Origin of the sequence: Shewanella sp. ALD9 (assembly GCF_002836315.1) — a bacterium.
In the GTDB taxonomy this organism is placed as follows: domain Bacteria; phylum Pseudomonadota; class Gammaproteobacteria; order Enterobacterales; family Shewanellaceae; genus Shewanella.
In genome coordinates, this window is the sequence record NZ_PJCD01000042.1 from 38,258 (window position 1) to 61,191 (window position 22,934).

24 protein-coding genes and 1 pseudogene are annotated in these 22,934 nt (G+C 39.7%); 8 read left to right on the forward strand and 17 right to left on the reverse strand.

Features of this window, described 5'->3' with window-relative positions; translation table 11 throughout:
- Positions 1–67 precede the first annotated feature (67 nt).
- From rpmI to CXF88_RS18480, 3 genes are all read left to right on the forward strand, one after another.
- Positions 68–262, forward strand: coding sequence for a 50S ribosomal protein L35 (gene rpmI, locus CXF88_RS18470; RefSeq protein WP_011496149.1), 195 nt, complete (start codon positions 68–70; stop codon positions 260–262).
- Between the two features lie 16 nt (positions 263–278).
- Positions 279–638 (forward strand): 50S ribosomal protein L20, encoded by a 360-nt coding sequence (rplT, locus tag CXF88_RS18475; RefSeq protein ID WP_011637486.1) that lies wholly within the window; start codon positions 279–281, stop codon positions 636–638.
- Positions 639–1,118: 480 nt separating this feature from the next.
- A complete protein-coding gene (locus tag CXF88_RS18480) occupies positions 1,119–2,312 on the forward strand; it encodes an amino acid aminotransferase (protein ID WP_101088271.1) in 1,194 nt (397 codons plus the stop codon).
- 213 nt (positions 2,313–2,525) lie between these two features.
- Here the strand turns inward: CXF88_RS18480 and yvcK are convergent, their stop codons facing one another.
- A complete protein-coding gene (gene yvcK, locus CXF88_RS18485) occupies positions 2,526–3,482 on the reverse strand; it encodes a uridine diphosphate-N-acetylglucosamine-binding protein YvcK (protein ID WP_101088272.1) in 957 nt (318 codons plus the stop codon).
- A 266-nt stretch (positions 3,483–3,748) separates the two neighbouring features.
- Between yvcK and CXF88_RS18490 the strand changes: the two genes are divergently transcribed.
- Positions 3,749–4,567, forward strand: a complete 819-nt coding sequence (locus CXF88_RS18490) for a glucosaminidase domain-containing protein (protein ID WP_101088273.1) — start codon at positions 3,749–3,751, stop codon at positions 4,565–4,567.
- The gene (locus CXF88_RS18495) at positions 4,560–5,213 is read left to right on the forward strand and encodes a DUF2987 domain-containing protein (protein ID WP_101088274.1); all 654 of its coding nucleotides are present in this window, start codon (positions 4,560–4,562) and stop codon (positions 5,211–5,213) included. The genes CXF88_RS18490 and CXF88_RS18495 overlap by 8 nt, the downstream gene beginning before the upstream one ends.
- Positions 5,214–5,292: 79 nt before the next feature.
- On the opposite strand, the gene ttcA is transcribed toward CXF88_RS18495, so the two are convergent.
- The 11 genes from ttcA to ccoN all read right to left on the reverse strand — a co-directional run bounded on the left by ttcA (position 5,293) and on the right by ccoN (position 15,711).
- On the reverse strand, positions 5,293–6,231 hold the full coding sequence (gene ttcA, locus CXF88_RS18500) for a tRNA 2-thiocytidine(32) synthetase TtcA (protein WP_101088275.1): 939 nt from the start codon (positions 6,229–6,231) through the stop codon (positions 5,293–5,295).
- Positions 6,232–6,321: 90 nt separating this feature from the next.
- A complete protein-coding gene (uspE, locus tag CXF88_RS18505) occupies positions 6,322–7,251 on the reverse strand; it encodes a universal stress protein UspE (RefSeq protein WP_101088276.1) in 930 nt (309 codons plus the stop codon).
- Between the two features lie 98 nt (positions 7,252–7,349).
- Positions 7,350–8,102, reverse strand: a complete 753-nt coding sequence (etrA, locus tag CXF88_RS18510; RefSeq protein ID WP_101088277.1) for an electron transport transcriptional regulator EtrA — start codon at positions 8,100–8,102, stop codon at positions 7,350–7,352.
- Positions 8,103–8,431: 329 nt separating this feature from the next.
- Positions 8,432–9,121, reverse strand: a complete 690-nt coding sequence (locus CXF88_RS18515) for a sulfite exporter TauE/SafE family protein (RefSeq protein ID WP_101088278.1) — start codon at positions 9,119–9,121, stop codon at positions 8,432–8,434.
- Between the two features lie 5 nt (positions 9,122–9,126).
- Positions 9,127–9,441, reverse strand: a complete 315-nt coding sequence (gene ccoS / locus CXF88_RS18520) for a cbb3-type cytochrome oxidase assembly protein CcoS (RefSeq protein WP_101088279.1) — start codon at positions 9,439–9,441, stop codon at positions 9,127–9,129.
- Positions 9,438–11,831 (reverse strand): heavy metal translocating P-type ATPase, encoded by a 2,394-nt coding sequence (locus CXF88_RS18525; protein WP_101088280.1) that lies wholly within the window; start codon positions 11,829–11,831, stop codon positions 9,438–9,440. The genes ccoS and CXF88_RS18525 overlap by 4 nt, the downstream gene beginning before the upstream one ends.
- Positions 11,832–11,888: 57 nt before the next feature.
- The gene (locus CXF88_RS18530) at positions 11,889–12,368 is read right to left on the reverse strand and encodes a FixH family protein (RefSeq protein WP_101088281.1); all 480 of its coding nucleotides are present in this window, start codon (positions 12,366–12,368) and stop codon (positions 11,889–11,891) included.
- 116 nt (positions 12,369–12,484) lie between these two features.
- Positions 12,485–13,453, reverse strand: a complete 969-nt coding sequence (ccoP, locus tag CXF88_RS18535) for a cytochrome-c oxidase, cbb3-type subunit III (RefSeq protein ID WP_101088485.1) — start codon at positions 13,451–13,453, stop codon at positions 12,485–12,487.
- Between the two features lie 5 nt (positions 13,454–13,458).
- Positions 13,459–13,635, reverse strand: coding sequence for a cbb3-type cytochrome c oxidase subunit 3 (locus tag CXF88_RS18540; RefSeq protein ID WP_011637473.1), 177 nt, complete (start codon positions 13,633–13,635; stop codon positions 13,459–13,461).
- Positions 13,636–13,644: 9 nt separating this feature from the next.
- Positions 13,645–14,271, reverse strand: a complete 627-nt coding sequence (gene ccoO, locus CXF88_RS18545) for a cytochrome-c oxidase, cbb3-type subunit II (RefSeq protein ID WP_101088282.1) — start codon at positions 14,269–14,271, stop codon at positions 13,645–13,647.
- A gap of 12 nt (positions 14,272–14,283) precedes the next feature.
- Positions 14,284–15,711: a cytochrome-c oxidase, cbb3-type subunit I gene (gene ccoN, locus CXF88_RS18550; RefSeq protein WP_101088283.1), complete on the reverse strand. Its 1,428-nt coding sequence runs from the start codon at positions 15,709–15,711 to the stop codon at positions 14,284–14,286.
- Between the two features lie 270 nt (positions 15,712–15,981).
- Here ccoN and CXF88_RS18555 point away from each other — a divergent pair, with 270 nt between their 5' ends.
- The 3 genes from CXF88_RS18555 to CXF88_RS18565 all read left to right on the forward strand — a co-directional run bounded on the left by CXF88_RS18555 (position 15,982) and on the right by CXF88_RS18565 (position 18,562).
- A complete protein-coding gene (locus CXF88_RS18555) occupies positions 15,982–16,434 on the forward strand; it encodes a hypothetical protein (protein ID WP_101088284.1) in 453 nt (150 codons plus the stop codon).
- Positions 16,435–16,887: 453 nt separating this feature from the next.
- Entirely contained in the window at positions 16,888–17,175 is a 288-nt protein-coding gene (locus tag CXF88_RS18560; protein ID WP_101088285.1) for a hypothetical protein, read from the forward strand.
- 79 nt (positions 17,176–17,254) lie between these two features.
- Entirely contained in the window at positions 17,255–18,562 is a 1,308-nt protein-coding gene (locus CXF88_RS18565; protein WP_101088286.1) for a site-specific integrase, read from the forward strand.
- A gap of 422 nt (positions 18,563–18,984) precedes the next feature.
- Here CXF88_RS18565 and CXF88_RS22205 read toward each other — a convergent pair whose 3' ends face one another.
- The 5 genes and pseudogenes from CXF88_RS22205 to CXF88_RS18585 all read right to left on the reverse strand — a co-directional run bounded on the left by CXF88_RS22205 (position 18,985) and on the right by CXF88_RS18585 (position 22,906).
- Positions 18,985–19,134, reverse strand: a complete 150-nt coding sequence (locus CXF88_RS22205) for a YgjP-like metallopeptidase domain-containing protein (protein WP_277949101.1) — start codon at positions 19,132–19,134, stop codon at positions 18,985–18,987.
- Positions 19,117–19,317 (reverse strand): annotated as a pseudogene (locus CXF88_RS22140) (restriction endonuclease subunit R); the annotation flags it as partial. The gene CXF88_RS22205 and the pseudogene CXF88_RS22140, both read right to left, overlap by 18 nt.
- 336 nt (positions 19,318–19,653) lie before the next feature.
- The gene (locus tag CXF88_RS18575) at positions 19,654–20,193 is read right to left on the reverse strand and encodes an N-acetyltransferase (protein ID WP_101088288.1); all 540 of its coding nucleotides are present in this window, start codon (positions 20,191–20,193) and stop codon (positions 19,654–19,656) included.
- Between the two features lie 396 nt (positions 20,194–20,589).
- Complete coding sequence (locus tag CXF88_RS18580) at positions 20,590–20,859, reverse strand: hypothetical protein (RefSeq protein ID WP_011637465.1); 270 nt, start codon at positions 20,857–20,859, stop codon at positions 20,590–20,592.
- A 352-nt stretch (positions 20,860–21,211) separates the two neighbouring features.
- A complete protein-coding gene (locus CXF88_RS18585) occupies positions 21,212–22,906 on the reverse strand; it encodes a thiamine pyrophosphate-dependent enzyme (protein WP_101088289.1) in 1,695 nt (564 codons plus the stop codon).
- Positions 22,907–22,934: the final 28 nt, after the last annotated feature.

A 22,934-nucleotide genomic window follows, 5' to 3' on the forward strand; every position in this document is an offset into this window, starting at 1 on the left:
TAGCAAAAGTCTCTTGAGGCTTTTGCTCGCCTTACGTTTATTAACGTCCCAATGCGGAGTTTTAGAAATGCCTAAAATGAAAACAGACAAGGGTGTAGCGAAGCGTTTTAAGAAAACCGCTAATGGTTTCAAGCGCAAGCAAGCACACTTACGTCACATTTTGACCAAGAAAAGCACTAAGCGTAAGCGTCACTTACGTGCTAAATGTTTAGTTGCTAAATCTGACGTTCCAGCAATCGCGCGTCAACTACCATACGCTTAATTTAGGAGTTTAGAAAATGCCAAGAGTTAAGCGTGGTGTAACCGCACGTGCTCGTCACAAGAAAGTTTTAAAATTAGCTAAAGGTTATTATGGCGCTCGTAGCCGTACTTACCGTGTTGCTGTTCAGGCAGTAACTAAAGCTGGTCAATATGCTTACCGTGACCGTCGTCAGAAAAAACGTCAATTCCGTCAGTTATGGATTGCACGTATTAATGCAGCGTCTCGTCAAAATGGTCTGTCTTACAGCCGTTTCATTAACGGCTTGAAAAAGGCGTCTATTGAAATCGATCGTAAGATTTTGGCTGACATCGCTGTTTTCGACAAAGTTGTTTTTGCAACTTTAGTTGAAAAAGCAAAAGAAGCGTTAACTAAGTAATTAGTTTAGTCGCTTTAAAAAGAGGAACCTTCGGGTTCCTTTTTTTATATCCGTTAAACGACAAGATGGACTTAATAAAGTCCTCGCAATTCTATAACTGTTTTTTTGTAATGTAATATTAACTACAGAACAAGATATTATCTGATAGTCATCCATATCATATCGAAACTTTCATTTTACTATCTTCTGACAGAAGTAACGCTAAATCACTTAGCTATTAAAAATGAATCTAACGTTACTCACCAAATAAAAAGCAATTAGCAGTCAGAGTCGTGTTCCCTGTTCTGGTGGGGAGATAATACTAATGGCAGGAAGTGACAGGATAACTAACGAAATAACCATTATCGTGTACATAAATTTGAGGAATGTTCACTTTATCATAAAATTATCTCAACTATTAAAAATCTCACTACTCACTGTCGGCATACAATGGTATAACTAAACAAAATTAGTCTCTTCACCTCACTTAGGATAGTTGTAATGATCTTTTCTCAAGTCACGCTTGCGCCAGCAGACCCGATCTTAGGCTTAACAGATGCTTTCAAAGCAGATACTCGCTCACACAAAGTCAACTTAGGTGTCGGCATTTATAAAGATGAAGCAGGGCAAACGCCGATATTATCTTCTGTAAAAAAAGCTGAAGCTATTTTACTTGAAACCGAAAAGACCAAGAATTACCTCGGTATTGAAGGTGTACAAGCTTACAATCAAGTGGTTCAAGAATTACTCTTTGGGCCTGAGAGCCAAATTATATCGGATAAACGAGCTGTAACAGCTCAAGCACCCGGTGGAACTGGGGCATTACGGGTAGCATCAGAGTTTCTAGTCCGAAATACCAAATCAACAACCATTTGGGTTAGTAATCCTACTTGGGCTAATCACCAGAATATTTTTGAAACCGCAGGATTAACCGTTAAAGAATACCGTTATTACAAAGCTGAAACACACGATATGGATTTCGATTCAATGTTAGTTGATTTAGCCAATGCGGATGCCGGTGATGTGGTTTTACTTCATGGTTGCTGTCATAACCCAACGGGTATCGATTTATCGATTGAGCAATGGACACTCGTCGCCAAGGTTTGTTTAGAAAAATCATTGTTACCGTTATTTGATTTTGCTTACCAAGGTTTTGGTGCTGGTCTAGATGAAGATGCACAAGGTCTACGTACAGTTGCTGCTATAGTACCAGAGTTATTAATTGCAAACTCTTTTTCTAAAAACTTCGGTTTATATAACGAACGCGTCGGTGCGGTAACCATCGTTGCTGAAAATCAAGATGATGCAGTAAAAAGCTTTAGCCAAATTAAAAAAACTATCCGCGCAAATTATTCTAATCCTCCGGCACATGGCGGATTGATTGTAAGTACCATTTTAGCGGATGCTGCACTGCGCCAAGAATGGGAAATAGAATTGACGCTAATGCGTGAACGCATTGCTGAAATGCGCAGTTTATTTGTCGAAAGTCTAAAAGCTGAAGGTGTCGAACAAGATTTCAGCTTCATCTCTCGTCAAAACGGTATGTTTAGTTTTTCTGGTCTGAACAAAAGCCAAGTTGCTCGTTTAAAAGATGAGTTCGCTATTTACATTGTTGGTTCTGGTCGTATTAGTGTGGCAGGGTTAACGAAAAATAATATCCCAGCGGTGTGTAAAGCCATAGCTCAAGTGATTTAGTCTTAGCTATTGGGATATAAAAATGGCTGCATTATGCAGCCATTTTTGCGTTGACCATTTCAATTTTCATATCTGACAAAGTTGCACGTTAGCCAAATGTTTAATTCCATCAAATCAAACCACTTCTGCGAGCAGTCTGCTCCATCAACAGAATTCATAACGAATGTTAAACACCATGAGCTTCGATATGACTATAGCCAATATCGATAAGTTTTATGTCATATTGCAATGACGGTATTCAGCCAAATCAATCGGCTTAAGGTGTAAGTCACAAACTTGGCTAATCGCTTCTGCTAATGCTGTTTTGTCATGTAACCCTGGATGATGTTGGCTGATTAATGGAAAGTGATTAAAACGAACACCGTTAATGTTGGAATGAGACAACTTAATTTCATTTCCATGCTGAATAACATCAGCAATCACTTCTTTGCCTATTACCTGGTTAAACCAAGCAATTTTATCTTCAATACTAAACGTGCTTGCAGGTGAATACTCAGCGGTTAAATTATCAATTAACATAACATGTGCGTTCGACTCACGAATGCTCTTGGCTATTTGTGGCAGCAATAAAGGTGGCAGTATACTGGTTAAAAAACTCCCTGGGCCGATAATAATTAAATCAGCATTTGCTAGTGCACTACATGCCTCTAATGTCGCTTCAACTTCAGGTTCTAATGATAATGCAATCGGCGCTTCCTTCATGCCATCGACATTAAGTTCACCAAACACTTTATTACCACAGTGGGTTAGTGCCACAAGATGAGTAGAAGCTTCCGACATTGGAATAATTTGTGTCTCAATTTTAAGTAAGCCACGAATTAAGTTAACCGCTTCAAGTGGTCTTACACAAAGTTGATCAAGTGCGTGTAATACGACGTTACCTAAATTATGCCCCGAAAGTTCATTGTCACCCGTAAAACGATGATCAAATAACATTGAACCTAACGATGGACGATGTGCAAGATGGGAAAGACAATTACGTAAATCCCCCCAAGCAATAGTTTGTTGATCTTGCCTAAGCCTACCAGTAGAACCACCATTATCAGTCGTTGCAACAATTCCCGTTAATCTCGGACCTAAAAAAGATAATGAGGCAAGAATTCTGCCTAATCCATGCCCGCCACCGATGGCTACCACATGATGATAATTATTGAACTTTTGATTCAACATAATGTGTTCTCAAATCCTTGAGTTGTTGAATAAGACGATTCACAGTCATAAATGACTGCCCCGTAAACACGTATAATGATTTTAACTGGATATGGTCATGAAAGTGTAATTAATTTTAGTTTTTGTAGACGCTGACTTAACGTATCGTGATCAATAACGGATAAGCACAGACTCTACAAAAGTGGTTTACTGTATCCTATCGTTTATTAAGGTTATAATTAGCGGGATTTATAAGTTGAAATGAATTTTTGATAAGGCAGGTACTGTTGAAGATAGGCAATGTGGGTCAAGTGACTTTTGCGTTAGGCTTAGCCGTTGTTGCTTTGTTGGCGATGCGACTCTTTATTTTTCCTAACACTAGCCAGATATCTGTAGCACCTGGTGAACGTCAGTTGAATAATATTGATCTAGGTAAGGTGCCGTTATTTGCTGAAATAGAAGATATTGCCACTAAAAAGCAAATATTTTTTGATTTTTTACGTCCGGCCATTGAAGCACAAAATCAGATTATTATTCACGATCGTCAATTTTTACTGGCTGTTATTGAGCAAATTGATAATGGCTTAGGACTGAGTGAAAATGATAGTGATAGGCTAACAACCATTCTTGAAAAATATCAATATGATGTTAAAGCAATTACTCGCATAACCTTAATGCCATTATTAAAGCGTATCGATATTATTCCGGTTGATATGGTATTAGTTCAAGCTGCCAATGAAAGCGGTTGGGGCAGTTCACGTTTTGCTGTCGACGGGTTTAACTTCTTTGGTCAATGGTGTTTTATTGAAGGCTGTGGTTTAGTGCCATTAGCGCGAGCTGATGGAAAAATTCATGAGGTTGCAGTATTTGATTCACCCAAAGATTCCATTATTGCTTACATGATCAATTTAAACACCAATTCCGCGTATCGTTTATTTCGTTCTATTCGTGCCGATTTACGGGCTCAAAAAGTTAAACCAACAGCCGAGAAATTAGTTTATGGGTTAATGAATTATTCAGAACGAAAAGATGAGTACATTGATGAACTCCTCGAAATGCTTAAACACAATAAGCCATATTTACAAGGGAACAAAGCTAATGCGTAATCGTACGCTACTTAACGGATTTATTTTTATATCGACTATTTTTATAGTGAATAGCAGTTTTGCTGAAACGGTTTCTTTAGAGTACAACGGCTTTTATGATCGATTAAAGCAAGTGAATAAGCAAAACTATCCTTTAGTTGAGCTAGCCTTTAGTGTTCCTATCACACCTGATTGCATCATAGTGTCAGGCAGTATTACCACTGAAAAAGAACAGTTCCCGTTAACATATACCAAACAACAACGTTTATTTATTCCTTACGATCCACAGCTGAAATCAGACCGCGGCTTAGTCAATATTAATGTGGTGGGTGATGCAGCACAGTGTGGGATTGCCATGCAAGTTCGCGCTAAAGAAACTAAACAACGTTTTACTCAAACAGAACTATTAGCATTAACCGATGACATGAATAAATTACTTGATGGATTACAAGGTTTTCCAATGAAGTATTTTAGAAAACCGATTAATGGACTCACGTTTGAGTTTGCTGAAATACAAGCAGATGGCATAACAGTTAAGGTTGTTGTTGATAAAGTAGAATCAATAGCTGACGAAAAATACACTTTAACACTCGAACAAATCAATCAGATAAAAAACATTTCATTTACCCACAAACCCAGTGTTGTGAGTCCTCTCGTAACCCAGTAGTCTGAACTCGGGATAAATAATAAAAGAAAGGCGTTGATATCAACGCCTTTTGTTTATCTATTAACAGCTAGTCTATTTATTATGGCTTAAATGTCGCCACCACATCGATTCGATTACTAATGTCTAAATTGATGTGACCATTATTACTGATATCGACAAAATCAAAAGCAGGTAAGTCGGCATCAGCTACGTCACCAGTATTTACGGCATCTGGGTTACGCTTTAATGATTTAAAATCAAAATGTTCGCGATCAACACCTTGTGATGGTGAGGTATTTTGCATTGCAGTAAAAATAGTTTCAATACGCCCAGGATGTTGCTTATCCCACATTTGTAACATGTCTTTAACTGCGCCACGTTTTAAATTTTCTTGTGAGCCACATAAGTTACAAGGAATAATAGGAAATGATTTTAGGGTCGAATATTCTTCAATATCTTTCTCACGGCAATAGGCCAATGGACGAATGACCATATTGGCTCCGTCATCAGACAATAGTTTAGGCGGCATGGCTTTTTGTTTGCCAGCATAAAACATATTCAAAAACATGGTTTCAATAATATCGTCGCGATGATGACCTAAAGCAATTTTTGTGGCGCCAATATGTTGGGCAAATCCATAAAGAGTACCACGACGTAAACGAGAGCAAAGTGAACATGTCGTTTTGCCTTCAGGTATCTTTTCTTTAACGATAGAGTAGGTATCTTTTTCGAGAATATGATAAGCCACGCCTAACTTATCTAAGTAAGCAGGCAGCACATGCTCAGGAAAACCTGGTTGCTTTTGGTCTAGGTTAACGGCCACAATTTCAAATTTGATAGGGGCACGTTGTTGAAGGGTTAATAAAATATCCAGCATGGTGTAGCTGTCTTTGCCGCCGGAAAGGCAGCACATAACACGATCACCATCTTCGATCATATTGTAGTCTGCAATGGCTGAACCGACTTCATGTCGTAGACGCTTTTGCAGTTTATTCATACGAGTAATATTTTGTTTAGCGATTGTATCAACTTCAGACATAAAAATGCGCCCAGTAACCAAGTGTTTCAGGGCGCGTATTATTCCAGTATTCGAGGTCAGGGTAAAGTAGTTAACCTATTCTATTGGAGACTAATCTTCTAAAGGTGATTTATATCCATCAGGTTTAATCGCTAACAAATCGCAATTAATGCTGTCGATGACATGTTCAGCAGTATTACCAATTAATGCCGCTGAAAAACCAGTGCGACCAACTGTACCAAGGACCACTAATTCTGCATCTAATTTTGTCGCCATTTCTGGAATCACATCTTCAGGCAAACCTTCTTCAACATGGCAATTTTCAAGCGGAATATTATAGGCTTGAGCTAAATATTGTACTCGTTGCTCATGTTGCATCCGCACGGTGTTGTTATACACATTGGCATCAAAGTCGGGTAATTCAATGGCTAAATTTACTGGCGTACCAGGGTAACCATTGACTAAATGAACACTAGCAGAGAATTTTTTGGCTAGATCGAGTGCATGATTAATGATTTTGCCATTAAGCGTTTGATGATCTTCATCTTCACTCACCACATTAACCGCACAAACAATTTTTCCAGCCACTGGCCAATCGTGTTCTTTGACTAATAAAACAGGAACCGGAGATTTACGCATTAAATGCCAATCTGTAGGTGTAAAAATTACAGCTTTTAATTTGTCGTGTACGTGGGTGCTTTTAACAATTAAATCATAATTGCCTTTCATCGCATGATTAATCACACTTTCGAAAGGGCGGTTATGCCACACAACTTCGGTATTAATTTTTATATTGAATTTACTAAAACCATCTATGGCATTTTCTAACCAAGCGACACGTTGATCAATAACACCTTGGCGCATCGCTTCACGTTCTTGACTGGACAAAATTGAAGTCATTTCATATGAGAAGTCAAAAATGGATAAAAATGCAGTTATCTCTGCCTGACTTTTTGACGCTAATTCAACAGCACGTGCCAATGCGGGTTGATGATCCGTTGTAGGATTAATCACCACTAATATCTTTTTATAATCCTTCATATAACCTCCAAAGCTGTTGAGTTCTTATTTACATTACCTATTGATAGTATTACCGTTTGCTAATAAATAAACTTTGAGATAGATCATATATATCAAATTTAAGTGGCGATGCGAGCATTTCCAGCAAGGGTACTTAACGATGAGTGATCGATAATAGAAATATACTTACCCTTAACCTCAATTAAACCAGACTTTTGAAACCGACCTAATAAACGGCTAATTGTCTCAACTGTTAAGCCTAAATAGTTGCCGATATCACCACGAGTCATTGTCAGACGAAATTCATGAGGCGAGAAACCTCTATTACCAAAGCGATTAGCCAGGTTATTAATAAATGCAGCTAAACGTTCTTCAGCATTTTTCTTTGAAAGCAATAGGATCATCTCTTGATCACTCATAATTTCATTGCTCATTAAACGCATAATTTGCTGGCGTAGCTTAGGCATAGATCCAGATAAATCATCTAAAGTTTCATAGGGGATTTCACAGACCATTGAGGTTTCTAAGGCTTGGGCAAAGCTTTGATGACGTTGTGCATGAATACCATCAAAACCAATGACGTCACCGGCCAAATGGAATCCAGTAATTTGCTCATCACCTTGCTCAGTAATGGTATAACTTTTGATTGTACCGGAGCGAATTGCATACAATGACTTAAGCACGTCACCGGACTTGAAGATAAGGTCACCTTTTTGAATGGGTTTTTTACGTTCAATAATGCTGTCGAGTTTATCAAGCTCATCATTGTTTAACGTAAAAGGGATACACAGGGCTTCCATACTGCAGTCGTGACAATGAATGGCGCAACCGGTAGTAGATGGACGTCGAGCTTTAATCAAATCTGAAGGCATACCCAATCTCAATTTATGAAGACGTTACTATGTTATACCATTCTGCATTAATAAGGTACTCTTCAACATCAGAGTCGCACTTACTATATGAAGAGAATGGACGCTGCAATCATGGCATTTTAAAACACAGTTGTAACTCACTTCGTTTCAACACATTGTAGATACCAAAGTTTGTCAGTAAAATGTATTTAAAAATGATTCTACATACTTAACAGCTTAACTTATAACCATTGATTTTAAACATAAAAATCTTTAGATCAATATCTGTGAAGCCACTTAAAAATAGCCTCTAGCTTAACGACAATAAATGCATATTTGACCGTTATAAACTAGTTTAGTTGATTAAAAGCGATGTAAAGCGTTTGCAATCCAAATAACACTAAAAGCCCGCCACTGAATAATCTTACTGCCCGTTTTTGTACCCATTGAGCCAAGGTTTTAGCGGCTAATCCTGCAGCGAATAGAGCAGGTAAAGTCCCTAAACCAAACGCAAACATAATTAAGCCACCTTGTAATGCACTACCAGATGCAACTGACCAAGTTAATGTACTGTACACAAGGCCGCAAGGGAGCCAACCCCATACCATACCAGCCATAACAGCTTGCAATGGATGAGTAATAGGTATGAATTTACGCGTCAGTGGTTGTAAATATCGCCACAATATTTTGCCGACTTTTTCAATGTGTACAATGCCAAACCATATCTGAGCAATATAAAGCCCGGTAAGAATCATCATGATGCCAGCAACAATTCGCAAAAAAATTAAATAACTATCAACATCAAATAAATGACCAAGGGCTGAGACACTGCCACCGACAATCGCACCCGCTACTGTGTAACTAAAAATACGTCCAAAATTGTAGCCACACAGAAATGTGAGTTGAGTGCCTAAGCGGGTCTGGCCATTGGTGGGTATATTGGCTGAAAAAGCGCCAATCAATCCACCGCACATGCCAAAACAATGTGCAGCGCCCATTAACCCCACGATAAATGCACCACCAACATTATATTCAATCACTGGGTTTACTCTGGTTTAGTGTGAGTAGTAGATGAAGCAGCAGAACCAACTGTATTTTGTTGGGCAACATCGGTAGTAGCAGAACGGTTAATTGGAGAGCTGTTAATTGGAAAATCATTAATTGCAGAGCTGTCGTTAGAAGAGTCGGCTTTAGCACTGCTGTTTTTGTTCATGCTGTTTTCGTCTTCATCAAATAAAATAGACACGCTTTGTCTATCTAAATCATCAAATTGCTCAGACTTTACTGCCCAAAAGAAAATAGAGACTGCTATCAATACAAACAACATCGCAATAGGTATTAATACGTAAATGATACTCATAACTTTATCCTAAGAAGGCGTAAGCTGTTGCTCACCACAATAAGTGAACTGACAGACATGCCAATCGCAGCAATATAAGGAGCAACATGCCCAGTAACTGCCAATGGCAAAATAATCATGTTATAAGCAAAAGCCCATAACAAATTTTGATGAATTATTCGCTGGGCTTGCTTAGCGACAAAGATAGCATCATTAAAACGTGATAAGTGATCGCCCAGTAAAATTAAGTCGGCACTGTTTTTAGCAATAGCACTGCCGCTTCCCATCGCAACAGACAAGTTTGCTCCGGCGAGCACTGGCGCGTCATTAATACCATCGCCAAACATAGCCACATTGACCTGTTGTTGTAATTGATTCACTAACGCTAACTTATCTTGCGGCGATAAACCTGAATGCACATCAGAAATACCAAGTTTACTTGCTAAAAACTCAACATGACCCGAATTGTCGCCACTGGCAATACTGAGTGTTATGTTAGCTGCCTTTAAGACATTTACGGTGGCTAAACTATCAACTCTTAGCTCATCTAGCATTTCAATTTTAGCGACCAAATTATTATCGATGGAAAGATAAATCCACTGACTTTCTATTGCCTTCGAAGCCGCTATATTTGCCTCTGGGGTAACAAATTGTACCGTACCAATACAAACTTGCTGTTGGCCGATACTGGCCCGAATACCCAATCCAATATGATGGTCAACATTTTCAACAAAGTGTTTATTATCAAAAAAGGGCTTAAATGCTAATGCGATGGGGTGTAAAGAGCCTTGTTCAATTGCAGCAGCCATCGATAGGACTTGCTCTGAAGAATATTTGCCAAAGGTTTGTACTTCACCAATCGATAAATGGCCACAGGTTAAGGTTCCCGTTTTATCAAACACCACATGATTAATTTTAGTCAGTTTTTCGAAAACTCCGGCCTTGCGCGGAATCACACCTAACTTGGTAAAAATAGCCGTCGCACATGTCACTGCTGTCGGCGTAGCAAGGGCTAGGGCACATGGACAAGTGGCAACTAATACCGACAAGGTGATCCAAAAGGCATCATCAGGAGAAATAAATAACCAAACACAATAAGTTATTGCTGCTATCGATAATATGGTCGCGGAAAAGTATCGAGCTAAACGGTCGGCCACCAAAGCGATGGCAGGTTTGTTGTTTGATGCAAGTTCTTGTAAACGAATAATTTCAGCCACTAGCTGATCTTGACCTAACGCAGTGACTTTAACCTCAAGAGGTTGTTCTACATTAATGGTTCCAGCATACACAGTATCTGATACCTGTTTGCCTATTGGCATTTGTTCACCGGTTAACATCGCTTCGTTGACGCTTGATAGGCCTGCAACCACCTCGGCATCTGCTGCAATCACCTCACCAGGTTTGACCAAAATAATATCGCCAATGACGAGCTGTTTAGCAGCGATCTCTGTAATTTCGCCGTCACGGTATAAATGTGCGGTCAAAGGGACCAGCTTATGTAAATTACTCGAACTGACGGAAGCTTTTTGTCTGGCTGTTTGTTCAAAATAACGGCCAAGTAATAAGAAGAAGGTAAACATGGATACTGATTCAAAATACACTTCGCCATTGGCCTGAATTGTCGCGACACAGCTGGCGATATAAGCACCTAAAATCGCGATGGAGACAGAAACATCCATATTAAGCTTGCCACTTAATAGACTACGAAGCGCACTGAAATAAAAGGGTTGCGCAGAATACAATACCACTGGAGTAGCAAAAATTAAGCTAACCCAACGAAAATAATCCCGAAACTCAACATCTAGGTCGGTAAAGTATCCAGTGTATAAGGCGAGGGCAAACATCATCACCTGCATGGTGGCAAAACCTGCAAGTCCAAGGCGGAGTAAAAATTTACGACTGTCTGCTTTTGATTGTTTTTCTTGCTCATCAACTTGATAGGGTGCCGCTTGATAGCCAATTTTACTGATAATCTGCAAAATTTCACTGAGTTGAATAATTTGACTATCCCAACTCACTAATGCGCGTTGTGTGGTTGAATTAACCAATACATTAGTGACACCCGCAATGGGTTTGAGTTTATGTTCAATTAACCATGCGCAAGCTGCGCAGGTAATACCGTCGATAGACAAAGAGGTTGAATCAATAGCACCTTGTTTATGAACAAAGTCTTGTTGTACTTCAGGTAAATCATAAGCACTGTACTGCGATAATTGCTCAGGGATCAAAGCAGTTTGACGATTGCCTGGCTCACTACGAAATTGATAATAGCTGCTTAAGCCAGCATCCATAATCGCTTGTGAAACCGCCTGACAACCTGGGCAACACATAGGTTGTGGTTGCCCATTAATCACGGTTGTAAACTGTTCACCCGTTAGCACCGGCTCATTGCAATGAAAGCAAGATGTCATCTATTTATACCAGCTTAATTAAATATGTCATCATTCAAAGACTTAATGGATTTACTATTAATTTAGCCAATATTCAACGTCATCTTTAATATCAATACGTTGTTGTATACGCCATTTAGCATCAAAGCCTTCTATGCGCACTTCCCAAGGGCCGGTAATCGCAGCATCTAATGGGATGTGATAAACATAATTAGCATCGGCAGTTGCATTAAGGCTGAAATCTTTTTCTTCAATCGTTGGATGATAAAACTGAACATTCAATGCCGCACGATATTCAGGACCGCCTTGTTGAGTAATTTTTAATTCTTGATCGGCAACGGTAACTAAAAATTTCATCCCAATCTGTTGAGCGTACTTTATCTTACGCAAATCCATGTTAATGGCTTTGCCTTGTTTATAATAATCTTCAGCAACTAATGAGTCAGAATTATCTAAAGCAATCTTTAATGTAGTTAAACTAGCGATAACCGCACACATTGGCAAAATGATTAAAAACCAAGGCCAAAACTGCTTATACCAAGGGAGTTGATCCGACATAATTCGTCCTAAAATGGTGGTAATAATTCGGGGGCTATTTTACCCCTTAATGGCTTAATAATCACTTAAAAAAAAGGCCTCGATAATATCGAGGCCTAGATGTTACTTATAAGTAACTATTTGTTTGATAAGCTATAAACATAAGCTGTAATGACATGGACTTTCTCTTCACCAAGAATGTCTTTCCATGCTGGCATAACACCTGCACGGCCATTAATGATAGATTCAGCAATCACACCACGGCTGCCGCCGTATAACCAAACATTATCAGTCAGGTTAGGCGAACCCATGAACTTGTTGCCTTTTGCATCCATACCATGGCATGCAAAACAACCTTTCATAAATGAACCTTGACCTTGAGCAGCTAACGCTTCGTCATGTTCGCCACCAGATAGTTTAATCACGTATTCAGCTAGACCTTTAATCTCGCTGTCTTCGATAGGTAAACCACCTTTTGGAGGCATCATGCCGTTACGACCGTTCATCAGAGTAGTTTTAATAGTGGCTAAATCACCACCATATAACCAATCGTCATCGGTAAGGTTAGGGAAGCCTTTAGAACCGCGAGCGTCAGAGCCATGGCACTGTGAGCAGTTTTGTAAAAACAAACGTCCGCCCACCTTCAATGCTTCAGGATCTTTCACTAACTCTTCTAACGGTGTCGCTAAATAAGCCGCAAAAATTGGACCGTATTTTTCTTCAGCGTGTGCCACTTCGCGGTCATACTGAGATAAACGGTTTTCCGATTTTGCTGCTTCAAGCGCTGCAGCTGAGTCAGCTTTAATGCCATTTTCAGTACCAATACTTTGGTTTGAACTTGTCCAACCAAACAGACCTTTGTAGTTACCTAGGCCTGGATATAGAGCTAAATAGATCACACCGAATACGATGGTTAAATAGAACATGTACGCCCACCACTTTGGTAGTGGGTTGTTCAGTTCTTCAATACCATCAAAACTGTGGCCCATTGATTTACCTTCTTCTACACCGGTGTAATTATTATTAACCAGTTTAAGAAGGATAAAACAACCAGCAATGACCACAATCGTCAGTACAGAAATCCAAATGCTCCAGAAGTTACTCATAATCATTACTTCTGATCTCCCGAGTCTTTTGACATTTTTGCAAGTTCATCTTCTGTAAACACCAAGTTAGCCGCTTCGTCAAATTTTGACTTGCTATGCTTACTGTATGCCCAGAAGAAAATCCCTACAAAAGTCACCATAACAACTATGGTTAAAATACCTTGAAAAGTACCGTAATCCATTATTGCCTCCTATTTGAGTGCGTGACCCAAAGATTGCAAATAAGCGATCAGCGCCTGCATTTCTGTCTTGCCTTCAACCGCTTTTTTAGCGCCAGCAACTTCTTCATCAGTGTAAAGATCATTACCTTTGTAACCGCCTTTATGCAGGTTACGCAGAATAGTCATCTTGTCACCAGTGAGTTCGCCGTCTAGCTTATTTTCAGCTAACCAAGGGAAACCAGGCATGTTTGACTGTGGTACAACGTCACGAGGATTAAGCAAATGCACTTCGTGCCACCTATCACTGTAACGTCCGCCAACACGGGCTAAATCAGGACCAGTACGCTTAGAACCCCATTGGAAAGGGTGATCCCAAACAGACTCGCCAGCAACAGAATAATGACCATAACGTTCTGTTTCAGCACGTAAAGGACGAATCATTTGGCTGTGACAGTTGTAACAACCTTCACGAACATAAATGTCACGACCTTCAATCTGCAAAGCAGTGTAAGGAATAAGACCTTCAACGGCTTCAGTAGTGTCTTTCTGAAATATCAGTGGTGTAATCTGCACCAAACCACCAAAACTAATGGCGATGACAGTGAAGATAGCAAGCAGGCCGACATTCTTTTCAATTAATTCATGATTAAATTTCATCGAATCTGCTCCTTAAGCTTCTGCAATAGCAGGTAATGAATCTTTAGACGCTTTAACGGTACGAATAACGTTATAGGCCATAATGAACATACCAGTTAAGAAGAAACAACCACCAATAAAGCGTACAAAGTAGAATGGGTACGAGGCTTCTAAACTCTCGACGAAACTATAAGTTAGTGTTCCATCAGAGTTAACCGCACGCCACATAAGACCTTGCATAACACCAGAAATCCACATACTAACGATATATAAAACAGTACCGATAGTCGCTAACCAGAAATGGACGTTAACCAGCTTCATGCTGTACATACGACCATGACCAAATAGCACTGGAATTAAGTGATATAAAGAACCAATAGACACCATTGCCACCCAGCCTAGCGCGCCAGAGTGAACGTGACCAATAGTCCAGTCAGTATAATGAGATAATGCATTAACTGTTTTGATTGCCATCATTGGGCCTTCGAAGGTAGACATACCGTAGAAAGACAATGAAACAACTAAGAAACGTAATACAGGGTCTGTACGCAGCTTATGCCACGCACCAGACAAGGTCATAATACCGTTAATCATACCGCCCCAAGAAGGTGCGAATAGAATTAATGACATTACCATGCCTAATGACTGAGTCCAGTCAGGAAGGGCAGTGTAATGTAAGTGGTGAGGACCGGCCCAAATGTATAACGCAATCAACGCCCAAAAATGGACAATGGATAAACGGTACGAATACACTGGGCGACCAGCTTGCTTAGGCACGAAGTAATACATCATCCCCAAGAAACCAGCAGTAAGTAAGAAGCCTACCGCATTATGACCGTACCACCACTGAACCATCGCATCGACTGCACCGGAGTACAGAGAGTAAGACTTAAATAAGCTTACTGGTACCGCCATTGAGTTAACAATGTGAAGTACTGCAACAGTAATGATAAAGGCACCAAAGAACCAGTTGGCCACATAAATGTGGGACGTTGTTCGTTTAGCGATTGTGCCAAAGAATACAATTGCATAGCTAATCCAAATAATCGCAATCGCGATATCGATAGGCCATTCTAGTTCTGCATATTCTTTGCCTTGGGTAAATCCCATTGGTAAAGTGATAGCAGCTGCAATAATAACGGCTTGCCAACCCCAGAACGTAAATGCGGCCAATTTGGGCGCAAAGAGACGGATTTGACAAGTGCGTTGCACAACATAGTAGGATGTAGCGAAAAGAGCTGATGTTCCGAACGCGAAAATCACCGCATTGGTGTGTAATGGTCGTAAACGACTATACGTTAACCAAGGAGTGTCGAAGTTCAGTTGTGGCCAGATTAACTGAGCCGCAATCAATACACCCACTGACATGCCAAAGATTCCCCACAAAACTGTGGTTAGTGCAAATTGGCGGACAATAGTGTAGTTGTAATCAGCGCCTGTAGACTGGGAATGGTTCATCATAATGCTTCCACGGCTTATTACTTATACTTTTAATATTTAGTAAAGCGAACTTTACCAGTTAGATTAACATGTGGTCATAAAATCAGCTGTTTAATGCTGTTTTTAATGCCATATGTCAAGGTGTTACCTCATGTTAATTCTCTCTAGCATGAGACGGTGTAATGATACTTGAGCTAAGTCAAAAAAGATACTTACCAAAAGGCATCAAAGTTGATCTAGATCAATCTGTGAAAGATAATGTTACTAACTCAACTCTAAAGGTTAAAAATTGTGCACAAACTTGTCCGAATTATCATTTTAAATATTTTGTTAATGTTTTTAGTAGCCTGTGACAAACCACAAACACAAGAACACGCTAATTTAGTCATCGATAAAACGTTATGTCAGTTTTCTGTTGGGGAATGTTACAAAAAGGTGGCCGACTTGCAAGTCGGTTTACTGATTGACCCCATCAATACCCCAAGCGAAAAACCGTTAATAGTTACGCTTTCCAGTAATCAAAAGATCACTAATATTTCAATGAGAATAGAAGGTCGCGACATGTTCATGGGTATTATCCCAGTTTCATTGTCCGAAATAAAAGATAATGTCTATCAAGGTCCAGTTATTTTTGGCTCATGCAGCAGTAATTATATGGTGTGGCGAGTATTTGTTTCATTTGATTACCAACAACAGCCACGTACACTAATGTACGATTTCTTAGCCGATAACGATAACAACTAACGATAACAACTAACGTTATCGCTAACTTATATATGCAGATGACTATACCTTTGTGGGCTAGGGCAGAGGTAATTTAATGGCTTTAGGCATTTCATTTCACTATAGCAAAGGTCTTAAATAGGCCTATTTAATAGTCATTATGGTTAGTTTCAGTGTCATCCCGTCAAAAACTTCACTCCTACTGTCTATATTTCATTTCACTTCAAATCTTATGACTAGTACTGGCATCATATTGCATTAATGCTCAACAGCACTTGTCGATTAAACATTTCAAGTGAGCCTTATATGCGCTTATATATGATCAACAGCACAGAAGTGGTTAGAACAGCTACAATGCAATTGATAACTATTCTCATTAATGTATTATTAAGCTACAGCATTCATCTTTCCAGGGTGAGTAGGGAATAGAGCAATAACGTTATGAAAAAGAGTAGCGTGAAATAAGGAGCACACATGAACAGAATAAATGTGTCTATCGATGCAGATAAAGTGGCCCAATTAATCAAAGCAGGTCATTTATGTGCTGCAGACTTACAGTGCCTAGACAGGGCAAGCAAACAAACGGTTTGGCAATTGTGTTTATGGAGCTGCCAAAAAAGGTCTACGTGCCACAACAAGCAATGCCAGCAGGCGTGCAAGCCAATAACAGCAGTAGATTATTGTATGCAGCAGTTAATAACAGACCAAGATATTGCAGTATCAACATATCCAAGACTCATCATTAAAAATCGCTACGATTGATGCCGATAAATAACATTATCGGCATCAAGCAAAAAATAGTATAATAAGGCAATATAATCAATAACCTAGACTTAATCATATGACCGACAATATCATTGATGAACTGCCACCAGTATTACCACTATTTGATGCTGCAGAGCATGTTTTACAAGGTAATGCATCCGTTAATCAGTACATTACCCGAATTTCAATAGATAAAGTGGCCGATGCAGGGCTCATCATAGAGCACTGTGCCGATTGGTTATTTGAGCAAAAGCAGTCTGAAAACAACTATAAAGCCTACCGCAGCGAGTTAACCACATTTCTTCATTGGTGTTTTGACGTCGTCGCATTATCGCCAATCGCGGTAACGCGTAAAGACATCGCCAAATACATCGATTACTGCCAATCGCCGCCACAAACACTGATAGGCTATTTCAATGTAGCGCAATTCAAACTCGATAAAGCCACCGCAGAGCGATCGCCAAACCCACAATGGCGGCCATTTATCGGTAAAAAACACCTCGGTAAATGCCTACCATATCTACTGAGTGATAATGCATTGAAGACTAAAATAGCAATATTATCCTCATTTTATGGCTATCTAATTAGCGAAGAATACACCGAGCGAAACCCAGCTCAGTTATGGCTTAAACACAGCCGATTCTCCATTAAACGTAAATTTACCATTGACGAAGACAACAACCATCATGCGTTTACAGAGTTACAATGGTCGTATGTTATTAGCACCGTAAGCCAATTAGCAGACACTCAACCAGAGCAGCATCAACGCAGTTTATTCCTCATCACACTATTATATAGCTGCTACTTACGCATATCGGAAATAAGTGCACGCGCAGGTTACGCGCCGATCATGAGCCAGTTTAGACAAGATCCACATTCTGGTATCTGGTATTTTCACGTGCCATTTTCTAAAAGCGGCAAAGCACGTAATATTGCTATATCAAAAGCGTTGCTGGCTGGACTAGTTGATTATCGACGTTATCTGCGTCTCAGTGATTTACCCAACATCAACGATCAACATCCTATATTTGTCCGTCACAAAGCAGCAGCCCATGGACGTGAATCTGGAGTCATCAATGCCAATCTTGGTATTCGCCACATACGTGACGAAATAGACAAACTGATTAACTTAGCTGCAGACAATGCCGCTAAAGATGGTTTTGATCACGACAGCCAACTTATGCGAAAACTCAGTGCGCATAATATTCGTCACACTGGGATCACGCATGACATCAATATCAACCGACGCCCATTGTCACATGTCCAGGCCGATGCCGGTCATGAGAGCATCGACACCACATCACAGTATTTACACACCACACAAACTGAACGACATCAAAGTGCATTCAACAAACCGTTAAATCATCTTGCTGAGATTAAATAATTGGCAGGCACAAGCCGTAAAAAGTTAAAGCATGCAATCTAAGCACGATGCTAAACAACACATTAAGCAACATTAGGCTGTTAATGAACAATCAATGCCTACAAAGACTTAGTATTGAACATAAGTTCTAATGTGCGCATAAGTATGCGCACAATGTATATTATGTTAAATAGAGTATTTGTGTAAGCTAATCAAATACTGTTTTTGTGGTTTCTCATACCAAATGACTTTTGTCTCACTTCGTGGATCTGGCCTTTTAGTATTTAGAATCATATGGTTATATTGGTACGAACGATTTTTTTGAACTATTACGGTGCAACAACCTAATCAGAGCGCTTTTTGTTGTCAATTTTTACCACCTGACTTTTTAAAATCCTGTGGTATGTTTTTTGTCGTTAGACCTACTTTATAAAGCCTGGTGTCTAGTAACTCCAATCTTCATACGCTAATGGCAAGCTGTTCAGTAAGCTGCGCCTTTCTCTCCAATTAGGAAGATGCTTATCCATAATCCCTTTGAAGCGTTCATTGTGATGACGCTCTATTAAATGCACCCTAGGTTTGTGATACAGCACAATATCAGCAGACTTAACCGTTTTGCGCACACCCAATTGACCACGCACAATGACTTTACCGTCGCGCAATTTCACCTCTTGGCGAATTTGCGACATATCATCCCACCCAGCATTTTTGATAGCTGGCATGATGTATTTAGAGATAATATCGGTTTCGGTAAGCTTGGCTTTATTGATACTCATACGAGATCTAGATCCTTCTAGCGCGATTGCAAACGGCAATAATATTAAGTTTGCCACATAACCTTGTTAACACCAATGATTACATACAGATACAGAACTTAAAAATGTTAAAACGTGATTTTGCGTAAACATTGCGATTGTTTGATGTTGATGAAGAATCTTAAATCGATTAGCCTTACTTTACCGCCCAAACTGATCATGTTTTTCGAGGTTTGGTGCATTTTATTTCGTATAGACAAAGCGTATCTAGACCAAATCGTGTTAGCGCATACGCTCTAACACTCACTATTCGCATTATGATAAGTATGCTTTATATTAACTTGTTAGCTGTTTATTTTAAATTTCACAAGTAACTGCATTCAATGCATTTTGTTCTTGTTTTCTTAGGTAATTTACTACTTTCTCTTCAAACGATATATCGGAATAGAATTGCTTGATTAGGTATATTGAAGGGATATCAGTCCGTTCCATTAATGGGACCGCTCGACCCGTCGCAATGACGTAAACATGAAAATCTTTATAACGTGCCAACATAGGTTCAATAATATTTTTATGCAACGCATTAGCCAACAACGTAGCATAACCTTTATTACGATGCTCTATGACTGTTACAAAATGAATAATACCCAATTCTTTATAGTTCACACCTTGATGACAAGTGACTTTGTCTGCACGGGCTTCAAAGTTTTCAAAAAGACTGTACCCTACCAATTCATCATTTACATAAAGTTTAATTATTTCTGCTTGAGTCCCGTTTTGTAATTCCTCGTGCTTATCTAACCACTCAAAAATGTACCACATTTTCATGTCGGCCTGACCCAAGGCGAGTAATTCATGAGTACACGTTTTGGCATTACAGTGTTCGAATCTAAGCATTAATAACCCATTTGAATCTTCGTAAATTAGTTAACATTGACCTGTGAACTTACTTTTATATAAATAGAGAACAAAATCAGCATAATAAAGACTAAGCTTGCCACTCCTTGTTAAATAGCCGCCCCCAGTGTGAGGATAGTTGTAGTGATCAAACGAATGACGCGGCAAGCTAATATCGCACTAAGCGTATTAACACAGTTGGCTGTACTTTTGATGCACGAACAAAACCAACTGACTTAATCCGTTTAAGGCTCGTTCGTTGTGATTAGGAGATCTAAACAGGCTCCAACACTACTCATCGAAGATGCAAATCCAACATCTTTCTTTAGACTTTTCAATTAGCTCACGATAATGTCACTTATCGGGATTAACAAAACACGAATTTATGAGCTGCTATTAATCTTCCATCCAATCCATATTCGGTAGTGCATTCAAATGCTGGCCATAACGTATTTCATTAAAAGAGCAACCATTTTTCATGACATCGAAAACTTCGATAGCCAACGCGCAAGCCATCATTTGAATAGCTTCGTCACGCGGTGTACCTGTCATGACTAAGCGCATCAAGGTTTCTTTTACCTTTTTGGGCTCACCGTCGGCGATTTGATTTTCGACTACTTCAATCAGTGTTTCTTCGGTCATGTAACTGTCTTGCTGCTTATCCATTATAACGACTCTGTTAAATATTTAACGCCATTATGCCGCAAGCATGGTGCAAGCCATAGAGTAAACTCAGAATTATTCGAGTGTTGCAGGCAATAACGTAACGTTAAGGTAGAGTAAGATTTATCTGTGTTGATAATCTGATTGGATGTTGTACGCTGAAACGAATTTTTTTGAGCTGACAATATCATCGACTAACCCATTTGTGCTCATAAACGTTTTAGCGTTATTCTTAACCATTTCAAGATTGACCTATTTCGGCATATTCACCTTGAGGATGATATATTTCTACTAGCCTGCACCACTCATAAACTGAGGTAATAGCATTTCGGAATCGTTCCCACATGTTTTTAAATCAGTCATTTGAATTTAAAAACTCCTTAGCTTTAGCAATCGAATAATTTACCGCTTGAGCCAATTCGAGCTTTGGCGGCATGACGAGTTCATTAGGATCGATATGGACATCGATCAGACAGGCATTTTTGCTAGCAAATGCTTCTCCCAACGCTTTTACTAGCAGCTCAGGGCGATCTACACTCCAACCTTCACCACCGCATAAGCGAGCAAACTCTGAAAAGTCTGGATTTTTTAATGCTGTTTTATAATTAGGGTAACCGCTGCTTTCTTGCTCTAGTTGAATTAACCCTAGCTTGGCGTTGTTAAAAATAATAACCTTTATGGGTAATGTTAGATTGACTGCAGTAATAAACTCTTGCATTAACATGCTAAAACCACCGTCACCAATAAGGACGACCACCTGCCGCTCAGGAAATTTTAATTGCGCGCCTATCGCACCAGCCATGCTAAATGCCATTGTGGCCAAGTTGCCTGAGAGGGTAAATAATTGTTGTTCAGTAACGGGTAGATGTCGTGCGACCCATGCGGTCACTGTACCCGTGTCACAGAGAAAAATGGCATCTTTGTTCGCAAGCTCGCCGACGGTTCGAGCCAGGCACTGGGGTTTTATTGGCATATCTTGCGAGTTTTCTGCTTCGCTTTGCTCTTCTGACCAACTCCTTTTCTGACGCCGACATTCAGTAAGAAAGTTGTCGTTTTCTTTTTGAGGTAAATCAACGATTAATTGGTCTAGTACTTCACTTACATCTCCGACTATCGATACATCCACAGGGCAACGTCGACCAATATGTCGAATTTCTTTATCCACCTGAATAACTTTGGCTTTTCCTGGATAATATTCTTTGTAGGGAAAATCAGTCCCCAGCATCACAAGTAAATCACAATTATTCATCGCATCAACAGATGGCCGCGTACCAAGTAGGCCAAGCCCTCCTAAGGAATATTCATGCTCATCCGGAAGTAGTACTTTGGCTTTTAGTGTTCTGATAAGTGGGGAGTTGCATTTTTTCAACAAAGTAAGTAACTGTTGACGTGCTGGTATAGCCCCAACACCCGCTAGAACAACAATTTTTTCAGCTTGCTCAATTAAGCTAATTGCACTGTTTAATGTTGATGCTAAAGGTTTAGTTGGTCCCGTTTCAGCGCCCGCTATTGGATGACCCGTAATGTCAGCTTCAACTTGCTCAGTGGCAACATCAGCAGGCAGAGCAATATGAGCAACCCCTTTTTCAATCAGCGCGCTATTACACGCTTGCTGAATAATCTCGGGAACACGATCTGAGGCAAATAAGGTTTGATTAAACACAGCCACATCAGAAAACAGAGCTGATGAATTAATTTCTTGATGCGAGTGATTACCGATTTCACTGCGTGGTAACTGTCCAGTTATTGCAAGAACGGGGGCATGGTCGAGCTTAGCGTCATACAGACCATTGAGCAAATGTATGGCCCCACCTCCAGCAGTACCAACACAAACGGCAAGTTTACCGGTTAATTTTGCTTGGGCTGATGCGGCGAATGCCCCGCTTTCTTCATGGCGAACTTGTATAAATTCGATTTCTCCATGGCGACGTATGGCGTCCATCAAATCATTAATAGCATCTCCTGGAATGCCAAAGACATGACGGACACCATATTGATAAATCGTCTCTACGATATGATCGACAACTTTGCGTTTTTTTATTGCAGCCATAAATATCTCTCTCCGTTTAAAATAAGCT